Source organism: Erwinia sp. E602, from assembly GCF_018141005.1.
In the GTDB taxonomy this organism is placed as follows: Bacteria; Pseudomonadota; Gammaproteobacteria; order Enterobacterales; family Enterobacteriaceae; genus Erwinia.
In genome coordinates this window covers 576928-591346 of sequence record NZ_CP046582.1, presented here as the reverse complement: position 1 = coordinate 591346, position 14419 = coordinate 576928, and the positions used below count along the sequence as shown (strand labels likewise).

The following is a 14419-nucleotide window of genomic DNA, read 5'->3' as shown; positions in this document are numbered from 1 at the left end:
GGATACTTACATTCTGGCATTGCGTGTGGTGCGGAAATCATTACAGTGGGAGAAAGCATTGCACTTGATGCGGAACAGGCATCTTCAGTATCGAAGAAACTGACAAGCAATCAGATGCGAACTGATGGGGCATGGGTCATTTACTTAATATGATGAAGATCATTTTAACACTCATGTTATTTCAGGAAATCTTATGGAGTATTTAAACGATGAGCTGAAAGAAATACAGCAAGTAAAACGTGTGGTTCAGCAGGCCATCGACCAGTACCCTCGCCTGGCTGTATTTTGGTAAAAAACCACCTCCATAGGAGGTGGTTTAAAATTGATAATTAATTAAGTTCAATAATGTCCCTCAATGTACCCATACGCTTTCCGGAACAACTCTTTATCTTTCCCTAATCCAAACTGAGCCAGAGTCAACAAAAGCGCCTTTTGGATTTCACGCGGGCCACTGTTGGAATTTTGCCAGCCATCAAAGCGGGTAACTTTCACGATTTTATCAATTTGCTCTACAACATCACCGATTAACTTAGGGGTAGTTTCTGGGCGTGTTTCGAGGAAAAGCTTGGTCAAAGCCTGTTTATTATCAGCTTCAGTTACTGGGCGCTCGCCCGTTTCGCGCTCGGCTTGTACGGTATCTTTCGCAGCATCCAACAGGCCTTTCAACCAGTCGATGGCCTTGATAACACCAGCTTCATAGTCCTGACGCAGTTTTTCCAGACGCTCACCCAATGCCACAAATTTAGGATCATGGCTACCGCGTAAACGCCCCATAAGATCAATCTCCAGGCGTTTTGCGCGTTGTTCCTGTTCTTTAGCCGTCAGGGTAAAAATTGCGTGCTCATCCATGATCAACTCGTCAATATCATCGCGAATACGATTGATATCAGTATGCTCATGGATCATTTTGATGGTTTCAGGACCAAGCGCAGCCCAAACAAGCGCACCTGTCTGCCCCACCGGACGCACCGATTCATAAATTTGCGCCAGCCATTTATAGTCCTGACGATAAGGGGTTAAAAAAGGATCTGGATTGATAGCTGACCATAACTTGGATAACACACCAAAGCTGGCAGCGAATTCATCGCGTTTCTCGTTGGTCGGCAGGCATTCCTGCGCAGCCATAATACCTTCAAAACCTTCTATGGAACGATCCACACCAGGGAAGAAGGCCAGACATTTATTCAGTTGTAACGGCAATAGCTCTTTAAATGCCTCGATTCCCTCTACAACCCCTTCAATTTCTTCAGGGTTGTAGGCCAGAGCGGTACGCAGATTTTCGAAAACGCCGAGGTAGTCGATAATTAACCCCATGTCTTTGCGTGCATCATCGGTTTCATACAACCGGTTGGTTCGGCACATGGCCTGAAGAAGAGTATGATCGCGTAGAGGCTTATCGAGGTACATGCAGTAGCAAATTGGTGCATCAAAGCCCGTAAGCAGCTTGGCGGTAACGATGATAAGCTGTAACGGATGCACAGGATCTTTAAAGCATTCAATCAGATCCTTTTGTACCTGCTCTTCTGCATCAATGTGCTGCCAGCGTTCGAAATCAGCTTGTTTAACAGGTAGCTCCAATTCGTCATGCCATTTGAGCCAGTCCTTGTTGAGCTTATCTTTTTTACCACCCTCTTCAGCTTTAACCGGAGCCTGGTCAACGTTCATAACCACTTCAACTGCATCAAAACCGAGCTTTTCACCGAGCAAATAATACATCTGCACACAGGCTTCGCGATCGTATACCACAACCATGCCTTTCATCTTTTTCGGCATAACATGGCTGGTAAAATGCTCAACAATGTCATTACTCACCGCAGCCATGCGTCTCGGAGATTTCAGCATGACGGCCAGCTTGCCGGCGCGTCTGGACAATGCTGCTTTTTCTTCTTCATCCAGGTTGTTTTCGGTAGCCAGTTGCTCGAATTCTTCGTTGATAGCATCACGATCCACTCGGAGTTCAGCCAACCGAGGTTCGAACTTCACCGGGTTAGTCGCGCCGTCACGGATCGACTGCTTATAGCTATAGCGGCTCATATAGCGGCCAGGATCTTCTTCGGCACCGAACAACTTAAATGTATTACGATCAATGCCAGAAATCGGAGTACCCGTCAGGCCATAGAAGTGGGCATTGGGCAACGCCCAGCGCATTTTCTCGCCTAACCCACCTTCTTGGGTACGGTGAGCTTCGTCAACTAACACAATGATGTTGTCACGGTTGTTCAGGCCATTGGGGTTGCTATCGTCAATTTCGATATCTTTAAATTTAAAGATGGTGGTGATTAAAATGCCACGGCTGTCTTGCTCAATGTATTCGCCAAGTTTTTTACAACTTTGCACTTTAATCAGATTCTTAACGTCGGCCCCACCAAAGGTCTCATTAATTTGGCTGTCCAGATCTCGCCGATCCACAACGATGAGTACCGTCGGATTTTTTAACGCATTGTCGGCACGCAGCATTTTAGCAGCGTAAAGCATCAGCAAGGATTTGCCCGATCCCTGGAAATGCCAAATCAGACCTTTTTTTGGATAGCCTCTGCGAACACGCTCAACGATTTGTTTTGCTGCTTCAAATTGCGGATAACGCGGCAGGATTTTAACTCGTTTAGGTGGAGTATTTTTTCCCGTTTTGACGGTTGAAAATAATGCAAATGATTCCAGTAGCTGCAATAAGGTCTGTGGATTTAACAAACTCTCGCAACTGTTGAGTACTGATGCTAATCCCGGCAGAATCTCATCACGAAGCTCAGTTTTATGCCAGGGCCCCCAGTCTTTAACTCGGGCATTAATTGCGCCATAGGCAAAGGTTTTTCCTTCGCTGGCAAAACACAGCAAGTTAGGTACAAAGAAAGATTCAACGTTTTTCCAGTAATACTTTTTGCCGCCCATGAAATCGGCGGCGCCGTCTTGCCAGGTCACGCTAGGGCGTGTGGCGGTTTTAACTTCGCCTACTACCAGTGGTATACCGTTCACATAAAGGACAATATCAAAATAAACTTCAGTGGCCGCGACATAGTGGACCTGCTGTGCCACCACAAAGTGGTTGTTCTCTATATTGTCAAAATCAATCAGATTGATGGTGATATGGTCGCCATTTTCGCCAAAAGGCAAGGTTTTGTCAGCCATCAACCATTCCTGGAAGTTTTCATTGGCTTTTACCAAACCGGTATGGCGAGCCTCTAAAACCACTCCCCGCAGTTTATATATGACCTCATCGGCATAGTCAGATTGTCTACCTATGTAGGGGTTTAACGAACAAAGCGCGTCTTTTAGCCACTCATCAACGAAGATATCCTGCGCTTTTTTAGGCAGTTTTTCACCATGGCAATATGTCCACTTGACCCCGTTTAAACCTTTTAAACGTTCGATAATTCCATTTTCTGTGACGGTTTGTTCGCTAAACATATATTACCCCAAAAGTCTATCTGTGAGTGATATTTGCAACTCTTTTGTTAATCGTAATTGCTCGTTTAAATATGACAGTTGATCATAATATGCCTTTGCTATTTTAGTATATTTCTCATCCAAAAAAGAAGCTGGTATAGTATGTTTCTGCAAAACATTCCAATCAGCTCGAGGCATTTTAGAACCCTTTGCTGATGACATGGCTACGTTAGAAAAATACGTGCTTTTTAGGTACCAAGCTATATTAATGGCAGTCTCGGTTACTTCTGGTCTTAATACTAAAATATCTGAGCTACAGACACCTTCCATATTAGAAAGTGCAACCTTCCTTAAGTACGGCCTTATTTTACCGTATAGGATATCACCATATTCGAAAAGGCTTTTATGAGAGTTTATTTGTGAAACCTCCTCGCACTCTCTGACAAATAAGTCATCAGAGTTAATATGTTCAAAACCGATATGTTTTGAAGCACTCGACAAATCACTCACTGATCTTTTTGTTTCGGTCAGCAATTTTGATAATGGTAGTGATGGGGCTGATTTTTTTAAACTATCGCTCAACAATACGTCATTGAGTTTAATAAGTGAAGATATAGAATCAACAAGTGCATGCTCATTCCCTTGGATTTTATTTAAAATATTTAATATTTTATTCTGTTCAGCAACTCCAGGTAGTGAGAACTCAAACCCTTCCAAATCCTTATAATTAATATATGGATTGGTTGAACCCTTTGAATATAAGACAGAATGCTGAGTAAAATTTGAAGACAACATAATAAATGGCAATAGTTGAGGAATAAAACCATCAACAACTTTAGGTTCAATGACAAAAGTTGTGTTGGAAGTAATTCCATCAAAATGAGGGACTGCTACTTTCTTTAAATACGTTCTTCGTGAGCAATAAAGTATCTGTCCTTTTTTAAATACACGATGAAAAGCTGGGCCAACATATTGATCACCAAAAACACCCCATTTTCTTATCTTCAATGTATTGCTTTCAATATGCCCTCCTTCAACATATTTATCATAGGGATTATCATCCCTATTTATTGAGATTGTGGATTGCATCGCAATTTCAGAGAAATTAAAACTTTGCCTTTTTTTAGTACTCATAGATAACTCACTCACTCAAAGAACCAAAATTAGTGATATAACTATTTGTTGCTTTTTTTCTTTTTTTAATTGTTATTTTAAAAAGCTCCAATGTCTTATATACATCCACTTTCTTGTTTCTAGAATCATTAGCAACATAAAGCGGAATAGATAAATTAAATCCATTTTCCTTTATCATTCCCAACGGCACAAGTGTAGAAACCCCCATGTTTTTCTCGGGATATTTAAATGCTAAAACTATGGCGTTAATGTTCTCTTCAGATAAATAACTATGATTCCTATCACTTACAATTTCGGAGGATCCATCAATAAAAATGATATTGCCCTTCCTACTTGTGCGCTTGCATTTATTCAAAACAACAATGCATGATTCCATCGTTGAGTTATAGAATAGATTCGGCCCCAACCCAATAACGGCTTCAATAATATCAGATTCAATCACCTGCTTCCGAATGGCTTGCTCAGAATCACGGAATAGAACACCATGCGGCCAGAGCATGGCAGCACGACCGGTATCTGGCTTCAGGCTTTTGATAATATGGGTGTAAAACGCATAATCAGCACAACCCTGCGGTGGTACGCCATAGAGATTACGTCCATAAGGATCGGCGGAAAATTTGTCACGGTTCCATTTTTTTATAGAATATGGAGGATTGGCAAAAATTACATCAAACTGCTTGAGCCGGTCATTTTCAATAAACTTAGGTTCAGCCAGAGTATCACCGCGCAGCACATCAAATTCTTCAATATCGTGCAAGAACATATTCATACGGGCGATTGCGGAAGTCAGCAAGTTTACTTCCTGGCCATAAAGATGCACAGAGCGCCACTCTTCCCCTCTTGAACGAAGATCCATCACTGCATTTAGCAACATCCCGCCAGTGCCGCACGTTGGATCATAGGCAGTTTCACCCGGTTTTAAGCCCATAATGCGCGTCATTAAATGCACGACAGTACGATTGGTGTAAAACTCTGCAGCCGTATGGCCGGAATCATCAGCGAACTTTTTAATCAGGTATTCGTAGGCTTCACCAAGATCATCCTGGGCAACAGATTTAATACCGAGCGGAATTTTACTGAAATGCTCAATCAGATCAGCCAGCAGATGATCGGGCAGGCGCTCTTTATTGGTCCACTGTGCATCACCGAAGACACCATGTAAGCGTGGATTTTTGGCTTCAATCAGTCGAAGCGCATTCTGGATCGCTTCACCAATGTTTTTACTGGTATTGCGGACCTTTTCCCAAGCTGCCTCAGAGGGAATGTTGAAACGGTGAAACATCGGCATGGCGGCGTATTCAGCATCACCTTCATGGAGTTCCAGCGCTTCGTTATATTCTTCCAGATAGACATCTGACAGGCGTTTGTAAAACAGCAACGGGAAGACATACTGCTTGTAGTCTGATGCGTCGATTTGGCCACGAAGAAATTCGGCGGCTCCCCAGAGCAGCTCTTCCAGCTTTTTATTACTCATAGTACTCATACCTCGAACCCTTCTTTGATAAGCAGGGCTTCCAGCTCCTCTTCTGCTTTTTCCAGCTCAGCCAGCTTCCGTTGAAAATCTTTAAGCGCTTCTTCCACAGTGATGGTTTCTTCTTCGAGTGGTTTTTGCACATAACGAGCAATATTAAGATTGAAGTCATTTTCTTCAATCTCCTTTAGAGGAACCCAGCGCGCAACGCCTTCGATTTCTTTTGCATCTGGCCCTTGTTCAGCCTGGTCATGGTAGATTTGGTATATGTCATCAGCCTGTTTGTTGGACAGCGTATTCTGCGCACGCCCCTTGGTATAGATTTCTTCAGCATTGATGATCAATACATGATCTTTATGCGTTGCCGGGCGTGATTTGCGTAGCACCAAAATACACGCAGGAATACCAGTCCCATAGAATAGATTGGAAGCGACACCAATAATCGCCACAATGCGATTTTCTTGCAGCAATTTGGTTCGAATTACTCCCTCAGCTCCGCCACGAAATAGCACACCATGAGGTAACACGACAGCCATACGCCCATTGTCGTTAAGTGAGGCAAACATATGCTGCACCCAGGCAAAATCACCGTTTGTTTTAGGCGCTAGGCCATATTGCTTACGGCCATAGGGATCGTTCGACCACAGATCGTATCCCCACTCCTTTAAGCTAAACGGCGGGTTGGCAACAACACAGTCAAAGCGTTCTAAACGATCGCTTTGTAAAAACTTAGGTTCACGCAACGTATCCCCACGAACAATATCGAAATCCTCCTGACCGTGCAGGAACAGGTTCATTCGCGCGATGGCTTCGGTGGTCAGGTTTTTTTCCTGACCTTTAATTTTTAGCAAGCGCGGATCACCACCGTTTTCTTTTACATGGTGGATAGTCTCAAGCAGCATCCCACCAGTACCACAGGCGGGATCATAAACGCTCTCACCGGCTTTTGGATCAAGAATATTAACCATCAAGCGAACAATAGTGCGTGGGGTGTAGAACTCACCGGCTTTCTTATTGGCTTTGTCTGCAAAACGTTTGATTAAATACTCGTATGCGCGCCCCATATCATCATCACGAACACTGGCAACGCCCAGATTCACCTTATTGAAATGATTAAGTAGCGTAGCCAGTAGCTCATCTGAAAGGCGTTCTTTATTGGTCCAGCTGGCATCGCCAAAAATGCCATGCAGTTTAGAGTTTGCCAGTTCTATACCACGGAAAGAGTCTTTCAGGGCCTGACCTATGTCTTTGGTCTCAGCGAAAACATCGCGCCAGTGGCAATTTTCAGGTATCTGAATACGGTGAAACATCTTACCCTTGGCAAGTTCTGCATCCCCAACGCTCACCATCGCATCGGCAACTTCTTCGTCATATACATCACAAATGCGCTTGAAGAACAGGATGGGGAAAATGTACGTTTTGTAATCTGACGCATCAATAGGCCCAGTAATGATATGGGCAGCATGCCAAAGATGGGCCTCAAGATCTTTTAGATTAATCAGTGTCATTAATTTTTCTCTATACGATTCTGCGAAGCAGGAACCTTTTGCAGTAAATCGTGTATTTCACAGTCAAAAAGCACGCAAAGCCTTTCTAATGTATCCAGGTCAACTTTCTGAGCCGTCTCTTTGTAAAGCAAAGTGATAGTGTTGCGACTCAGTCCAGTTTCCCTGACAACATCGGCTATTCGCATCTTATGTTCGCCCATGAGCAGAGCAAGATGGCAGCGGATCATAATGGTCCTTATCGTTGTGCTTAACGATGCAAATCGTATCCCAAAATGCGAAAAAAGTAAAAAAATTCAAGCTGAAATGAAATTAAATCAGTTGGGAAAACACGTATGGACAGGAAGACATGCATGATCAACACGTTTCAGTTCAGGACACATGTCGGGCATAAATACTCGATATGTGTTCCAGTGAGGTCATATGCCAATTGGCAATACTTTTGTCTGCAGGTGCTTATAACAAATCATAGCTATCGCTATTTGTCTTTCGAGTAATCAAACGGACTAACCCCTTTCTCCCGATTAGCATCCAGATAATCCGCCCACCACTGCAGCATCAGCCTGCGCTCTCCCAGATGCTCGGCCTTATGAATGTAGGCCGCACGCACAGAGTTACGCTCCTGATGACTCATCTGCCTTTCTACCGCATCCTTCGACCACAACCCTGATTCAATCAATGAACTACATGCCATAGTCCTGAAACCATGCCCGCAAACCTCAACCTTCGTATCGTAGCCCATCACACGCAAAGCCTTGTTAACCGTGTTCTCACTCATCGGCTTACGCGGATCGTGATCGCCAACGAAGATCAGCTCTCGGTTCCCATTCATGCTTTTGATCTTTTCCAGAATAGCTAAGGCCTGACTCGGTAAGGGAACAAGATGGGGAGTGCGCATTTTTGAACCTCGATGTGAATGCTTAACACCTTCCAGTGGTTCACGTTCTCCGGGGATGGTCCACATGGCGGTTTCAAAATCTACTTCTGACCAACGGGCAAAACGCAGCTCGCTTGAACGGATGAAAACTAACAAAGTGAGTTCAACCGCCAGTCGGGTTAACGGCCTGCCAGAATAGTGATCAATGCGGTGAAGTAATTCAGGAATGCGGTTAAGTTCTAATGCAGCACGGTGCTGTCTTTTCGCCGTAGCAACCGCACCGGCAATCTCTTGCGCGGGGTTGTAGTCGATTAAGCCGCTCTGAACGGCAAAGCGCATAATCGCGGTAGTTCGCTGCTGTAAACGGGCGGCGACTTCAAGACGCCCGGATGACTCCACCGCTTTAATGGGTACAAGAAGATCCCGAGTCTTAAGCTCTGCAATGTTCCGCTTACCGATAGCAGCAAAGAGATTATCTTCTAGGCTTTTCAATACACGAGCACTATGCGATGCAGACCACTTCTGATTACTGGCATGCCAGTCTCTAGCGACCACTTCAAACGTTATCGCCTCTTGCTCCTGCTCTACCTTAACAGCTTTCTTATTATCACCAGGATCGACGCCGTTAGCTAACAACTCACGGGCTTCATCCCGACGATTTCTGGCATCAGCTAATGACACTTCAGGGTATTTCCCCAGCGCCAGCATCTTCTCCTTGCCGCCAAAACGATAACGAAGCCGCCAGTATTTGGAGCCGTTAGGGTGAACCAGCAAAACCATGCCTTCACCGTCAGTCAGTTTATAGGCTTTTGCTTCAGGCTTAGCCGAACGAACCTTGACATCACTCAGAGCCATGATGAATATCCTTTCAAGGGTTCTGTGTGGGTACAAACATTATCGAACCGGGATATACCCGCAGATGTACCCACATCATTAAGTTGATGTAGATTGAATCAGGTTGACTTATGTTGACTGAAAAAGCGAGGAAAGTCTTGCGGGGACTGGATTTTAGGCATAAAAAAAGACCTCAGTTGAGGTCTATTTACATACTGTTGGTGCCGAAGGCCGGAATCGAACCGGCACGTATCTCTACGGTTGATTTTGAATCAACTGCGTCTACCGATTTCGCCACTTCGGCACTGAAGGGTATGCGGAAAACGTTGTGGATTATACCGTTACCCCCTGCATACGCAACCGGATTCCGCATCCTTTGCGCTGAGTGTCGAAAAAACGTGCATTACTGAACCAGACTCCTCTGCTGGTTTCTACCCTACGCCCGCCCCGCCCCAGCCCAGTTATACTGGCAGCTTCACCCCAACTCTATCTTCGCAACAACCTACCCCGCGCGCCGCGAGCACCCTACAAATCTTAACGGCTTGTCGCCTTCTCACTTTCACACCCCAACCCCCCAACACCTCAGCACCTAACATGTTTACATCCCCATCATTTTGTTATCAGATCCGCTTACCCGATTCACTTAAGAATCTTCGTAGCTTACGGATACCGCATGCACTTCTATCAGGTCGATCCCACGCTTGAGAACTACTGGCGCGGCATCATTCTGTTTGGCCGTAACGTGGCCTCTTACAAGTTTGCGCTGGCGAAGGCGCTGTATGAGCTGCGCGATGCGCAGAACGAGCTGATTACGCTGGACGACCTGGCGCTGCCGTTTGCCCGGCATATCTGCGAGCACCTGCAGCAGGCACCAAAGCAGAACACCTCGAAGCAGAGCCAGTTCCTGAACGCCTGTAACGCCTTTAACCGTGGTGAGCTGGATCCGGCTGCGCTGCAGGCGGCAACGGTAAAGCTGGGCTTTGGTGCGGTGATCGATGCCTTCCATAACGTGAATAACGGCGAGATAGATAAGCGCTTCTTTCTCGACGAACGCCGCAGCCATAAGGGCATCCGTCTGACCGATAACTTCTTCCGGCTGACCGAAAGCGAGCAGTTCGCAAACCTGCTGCCGGAAACCGAAGCGCGCTGGCGGCTGGTCGAGCAGGCGTGGGCGCTGGGCGTGTCGCGCAATATGATTGCGGTCGAGTACGACGCCGCGGACCAGATGCTGTTCAGCAGGCAGGGGCTGCGGCGCACAACCATAACCAGCTGCCGCGACAGCCTGAACGGCTACCAGAAGGGAAAATGCTTTTACTGCTATCGCAGCATCAGCATCCTGTCGGGGGATGATGCGCTGGCGCAGGTCGATCACTTTCTGCCGTGGAGCCTGATGCCGCAGGGCATTCTGCGCAACCTCGACGGGGTGTGGAACCTGGTGTTGGCCTGCCGGGCGTGCAACGGCAGCAAGTCGGCGCGGATTCCCTCCGTGCCGCTGCTGAGCCGCTTGCATACGCGTAACGAATACTTTATCAACAGTCATCTGCCGCTGCGTGAAACGCTGCTGGAGCAGACCGGCAAAAGTGAGAAGGTACGCAGGCAGTACCTCAACGACCGCTGGAACACCGCCCGGCAAAGCTTACTGCATACCTGGGAACCCGAAGCACAGGGAGAGGCCACCTTCTGATGAGCATTGATTACTACCAGCGCCACGCACAGCGCTTTTTTGACGATACGGTGAACGTTGATATGTCTGCGCTGTATCAGCCGTTCCTGGCGCAGCTGCCGGCGGGCGGGCGCATCCTCGATGCCGGCTGCGGTTCGGGACGCGATGCGCAGGCGTTCCACCAGCTCGGCTATCAGGTCGATGCCTTTGACGCCTCCAGCGAGATGGTGGCGCGGGCCACGGCGCTGAGCGGGTTGCCGGTGCAGTGCCTGCGCTTCGATCGGCTGACGGCGGTGGAGCAGTATGACGGTATCTGGTGCTGCGCCTCGCTGCTGCACGTGCCTGCCAGTGAACTACCGGGTGTAATGGCAATTCTGGCGCGGGCGCTGAAGCCCAGCGGCGTATGGTATCTGTCGTTTAAGTTGGGCAGCGGCGAGCGGGAAGTCGACGGAAGGTCGTTTACTGATTTAGACCAATCACGGATTGAAACGCTGCTGGCTGAACTGCCACAGTTGTCGCTGAGATCGTGCTGGCAGACGACGGATAACCGGCCGGTTAATGCAACGCAGTGGCTTAACGCCATCGTAATCAGGCAACGTTAAGGATTAAGCCTTACCTGGCGGTGAACACGGCGCTGCTCTTTAGCGCCGGTGATACTCGACAATCACCTCTGCCAGCCCGTCATCCTCCGCATAAAAATAGGCGACGGGTACCTCCAGCACTTCAGCCAGTCGCTGTGCAGTATCGAGATCCACCTGATGGATCCCTTTCTCATAGCGGTTGATGCGCGTGCTGGCGACAAACTCATCCAGCCCGGCGGCGATGCCGAGGCTCTTCTGTGACAGGCCCTGAGATAACCTCGCCTGTTTCAGTCGTTTGCAGAAGATTTCATGGATGTTTGCTCTCGATTTCGTACGCTCGCCAAACTCCTTCCCACCTCCCCCCTAACCCAATCCCAAAACGCCCCCGCGTCAGACCCAGCCGTAATCTCCTCCTTCGCCAGCAGCCAGTACCCACTCCCGTCCTGCACAAATCCCCATGGAGCCACCAGCTGCCCGCTGTTGAGTTCATCCTGCACCATCAGAAACGACATCATCGCCACGCCCAGCCCGGCCAACGCTGCCTGGGCGCAGAGGTAGAAGTGTTCATACTCCGCCCGGCTGCTGCCCGCCGTGGAGATGCCGCTGACCTGCTGCCACTGCTGCCACGCGCCGGGACGGGTAGCGCTGTGCAGTAACCGCTGGCCGTGCAGGCTCAGGTCACTGTTCTGCTGCTCGCAGCTCTTCAGGCTCAGGCTGCTGCCCTGATGCGCGCTGCCGCTCAGCCTCAGCTCACTGTTCTGCTTCGCACCGCTGTCTACACCCAGCCCACCGCTAAGAGCACCCGCATCCCGACAAACCGGCCCCATCCACTCGTCGCAGATTTTCTCCGCGTGCTGGCCGTGAAAGCTGAAGTCGTCGCGGCGCAGCGCGAGGTCGATGCCGCTGCGGGTGAAGTCCACCGGGCCGCCGGCGGCCACCAGCTGCAGGGTGATGTCAGGGTGCTGCTGCTGGAATGAGGGCAGGCGCGGGATCAGCCAGCGCATGGCGATGGTTGGCTCGCAGGAGACGGTCAGCGCCTGCGGGCGCGTGCCCTGCTGCAGCTGCTGTACGGTGTGCTCCAGCTGTTCAAACAGCGGGGCGGTGGTGTTAAGCAGGGTTTGCCCGGCGGGGGTGAGAAATACCGCGCGGTTGCGGCGTTCAAACAGGGTAACGCCCAGCGCCTCTTCCAGCTGACGTACCTGGCGGCTGACCGCGCCGTGGGTGACGTGCAGTTCGGCGGCGGCCTGCACAAAGCTGCCGCAGCGGGCGGCGGCGTTGAAGAAGCGAAATGAGGCGAGCGGCGGCAGTGGCATAATCGTCGATGAATTCTCACAGGTTGGCATCACGATAAATCGTTTTTACCGGGCGGGCAAGCGGCTGATAATCCGGGCACTTCCCCGATCTTTGATGAGAGTTTAATTATGTTGAGCGAGCTGTTAGGCGTCGCCTTTATCACCGTTCTGGCGGTGATCAGCCCCGGCCCCGATTTTGCCATGATCACCCGCAACAGCTACGCGTACGGCGCGCGCAGCGGGCTGATGTCGGCCTTTGGTATCGCCTGCGGCGTGCAGGTGCATGTGATTTATACGCTGTTCGGTATTGCGCTGCTGATCGTGCAGTCGCCGCTGCTGTTCACGCTGATGAAGCTGGCCGGGGCGGGGTATCTGGTGTATCTCGGCTGGCGTTCGCTGAGAAGCCACGGCGCGCTGCAGGTGAGTGAGGCACGGGGTGCGGCACCGTCGCCGTTCGCCGCCTGGCGCAGCGGATTTTTAACCAACGCGCTGAACCCGAAGACCATGCTGTTTGTTGTCGCCACCTATACCCAGCTGGTGCAGCCGGGCAGCCCGCTGAGCCACGGCATCGGCTACGGGCTGTTTATTTCGGCGGCGCACTGGCTGTGGTTCAGCCTGGTGGCGCTGTTTTTCAGCGCGCCGCCGGTGCGCCACAGGCTACTGGCGTATCAGCGCCACGTGGATCGGCTGCTGGGCGTGGCGCTGATAGGGCTGGGGGCCGCGCTGGCGATGACCGGTATCACGACGTAACTCCGCGATATGTCCCGGCACGGGGCGACCGCGCAGAGAGCAACGCTGGTGATGGCGATGGCGCTGGCGATGACCGGTATCACGGCCTGAATCTGCGATATGCCCCGCTGTTGAAGGTGGCGATGCCTGGACTGGGATTCACGTTGGCACCGCCCGCCATGCTCCGCGCCGGCAATATCGCGCATCGCTACCCCGCTTCCCTTAATCCCCTTATCCCCCCTTTACAGAACACTCTGAATTCCATTACCTTGCGTGCCGCACGCAGGGTGGCTGCGGAACCTCCGCGTTTCGCGGTAGTCTGAGGATCGGGTCGCCGCGTGCCCCTTCGGGTGGCAGCGGTAAAGCACAGCAGGTTGATACAAGGCATAACAATGAAAGCAGCAGGTAAATTCTTAATCGCCGCGATGGCCGCTTCCGCCCTGTTCTCAGGGGTGGCGAACGCCGCCAGCTGGCAGGATCAGCTAAGCTCGGCAGCAAATGCGCTGGGCCAGAGCAACGGCGGCAGTGCCACCACCGCTGAAAACGGCGCGACCAGCGCCCAGAGCGGCACCTCGCTGACCGCGCTGGCCGGGCTGCTGAACGGCGGCAGCCAGTCGCTGAGCGCGGGTACCATGAGCAACGCGGCAGGCATTTTGTCGTACTGCGTGAAGAACAATCTGGTGGATAACAACGTCGACGCGCTGAAAAATCAGGTGCTCGGCAAGCTGGGGCTGGAAGATACGCAGAAGCAGCAGGAAACCACCGACTATCAGCAGGGGCTGCTCGGCCTGCTGAATACCGGCAGCAACCAGCAGGTGAACCTGAAGTCGCTGGGTGAAACCCCGCTCGGCAAGCAGGTGAAAACCAAAGCCTGCGATCTGGTGCTGAAACAGGGTATGCACTTTATCTCTTAATTGACTACGCTTAACCAGCGGCGGGGCTGTCCCCCTGC

The 14419-nt window shown here is 50.0% G+C and carries 12 protein-coding genes and 1 tRNA gene; 4 read left to right on the top strand and 9 right to left on the bottom strand.

Translation table 11 applies throughout. From position 1 onward, the window contains the following. Nucleotides 1-339: 339 nt before the first annotated feature. The 7 genes from GKQ23_RS04120 to GKQ23_RS04090 all read right to left on the bottom strand — a co-directional run bounded on the left by GKQ23_RS04120 (nt 340) and on the right by GKQ23_RS04090 (nt 9506). Complete coding sequence (locus GKQ23_RS04120) at nt 340-3402, bottom strand: type I restriction endonuclease subunit R (protein WP_212409818.1); 3063 nt, start codon at nt 3400-3402, stop codon at nt 340-342. Between the two features lie 3 nt (nt 3403-3405). Next, nucleotides 3406-4515 (bottom strand): restriction endonuclease subunit S, encoded by a 1110-nt coding sequence (locus GKQ23_RS04115; protein ID WP_212409817.1) that lies wholly within the window; start codon nt 4513-4515, stop codon nt 3406-3408. A 7-nt stretch (nt 4516-4522) separates the two neighbouring features. Next, nucleotides 4523-5989 carry a class I SAM-dependent DNA methyltransferase gene (locus GKQ23_RS04110; RefSeq protein WP_212409816.1) on the bottom strand — a complete coding sequence of 489 codons (1467 nt, stop codon included), beginning with the start codon at nt 5987-5989 and terminating at the stop codon, nt 4523-4525. 5 nt (nt 5990-5994) lie between these two features. After that, nucleotides 5995-7494 carry a class I SAM-dependent DNA methyltransferase gene (locus GKQ23_RS04105; protein ID WP_212409815.1) on the bottom strand — a complete coding sequence of 500 codons (1500 nt, stop codon included), beginning with the start codon at nt 7492-7494 and terminating at the stop codon, nt 5995-5997. Next, on the bottom strand, nt 7494-7721 hold the full coding sequence (locus tag GKQ23_RS04100) for a helix-turn-helix transcriptional regulator (protein ID WP_212409814.1): 228 nt from the start codon (nt 7719-7721) through the stop codon (nt 7494-7496). Before GKQ23_RS04100 ends, GKQ23_RS04105 begins: the two co-directional genes overlap by 1 nt. A 248-nt stretch (nt 7722-7969) precedes the next feature. After that, complete coding sequence (locus GKQ23_RS04095; RefSeq protein WP_212409813.1) at nt 7970-9223, bottom strand: integrase arm-type DNA-binding domain-containing protein; 1254 nt, start codon at nt 9221-9223, stop codon at nt 7970-7972. Between the two features lie 198 nt (nt 9224-9421). Next, a tRNA-Leu gene (locus GKQ23_RS04090) sits at nt 9422-9506 on the bottom strand. 369 nt (nt 9507-9875) lie between these two features. Between GKQ23_RS04090 and GKQ23_RS04085 the strand changes: the two genes are divergently transcribed. Beyond that, nucleotides 9876-10886 carry an HNH endonuclease domain-containing protein gene (locus GKQ23_RS04085; RefSeq protein ID WP_212409812.1) on the top strand — a complete coding sequence of 337 codons (1011 nt, stop codon included), beginning with the start codon at nt 9876-9878 and terminating at the stop codon, nt 10884-10886. Further along, nucleotides 10886-11467 (top strand): bifunctional 2-polyprenyl-6-hydroxyphenol methylase/3-demethylubiquinol 3-O-methyltransferase UbiG, encoded by a 582-nt coding sequence (locus GKQ23_RS04080; RefSeq protein WP_212409811.1) that lies wholly within the window; start codon nt 10886-10888, stop codon nt 11465-11467. Before GKQ23_RS04085 ends, GKQ23_RS04080 begins: the two co-directional genes overlap by 1 nt. Before the next feature lie 39 nt (nt 11468-11506). Here the strand turns inward: GKQ23_RS04080 and GKQ23_RS04075 are convergent, their stop codons facing one another. Together GKQ23_RS04075 and GKQ23_RS04070 are read right to left on the bottom strand one after the other, a co-directional pair. Next, nucleotides 11507-11761, bottom strand: a complete 255-nt coding sequence (locus GKQ23_RS04075; protein WP_212411548.1) for a helix-turn-helix domain-containing protein — start codon at nt 11759-11761, stop codon at nt 11507-11509. Continuing rightward, nucleotides 11734-12759, bottom strand: a complete 1026-nt coding sequence (locus tag GKQ23_RS04070) for a LysR substrate-binding domain-containing protein (RefSeq protein ID WP_212409810.1) — start codon at nt 12757-12759, stop codon at nt 11734-11736. The genes GKQ23_RS04075 and GKQ23_RS04070 overlap by 28 nt, the downstream gene beginning before the upstream one ends. Before the next feature lie 111 nt (nt 12760-12870). Here GKQ23_RS04070 and GKQ23_RS04065 point away from each other — a divergent pair, with 111 nt between their 5' ends. Together GKQ23_RS04065 and GKQ23_RS04060 are read left to right on the top strand one after the other, a co-directional pair. Further along, nucleotides 12871-13488, top strand: coding sequence for a LysE family translocator (locus tag GKQ23_RS04065; RefSeq protein ID WP_212411546.1), 618 nt, complete (start codon nt 12871-12873; stop codon nt 13486-13488). A 371-nt stretch (nt 13489-13859) separates the two neighbouring features. Then, nucleotides 13860-14381, top strand: a complete 522-nt coding sequence (locus GKQ23_RS04060) for a DUF2501 domain-containing protein (RefSeq protein WP_212409809.1) — start codon at nt 13860-13862, stop codon at nt 14379-14381. Nucleotides 14382-14419 lie beyond the last annotated feature (38 nt).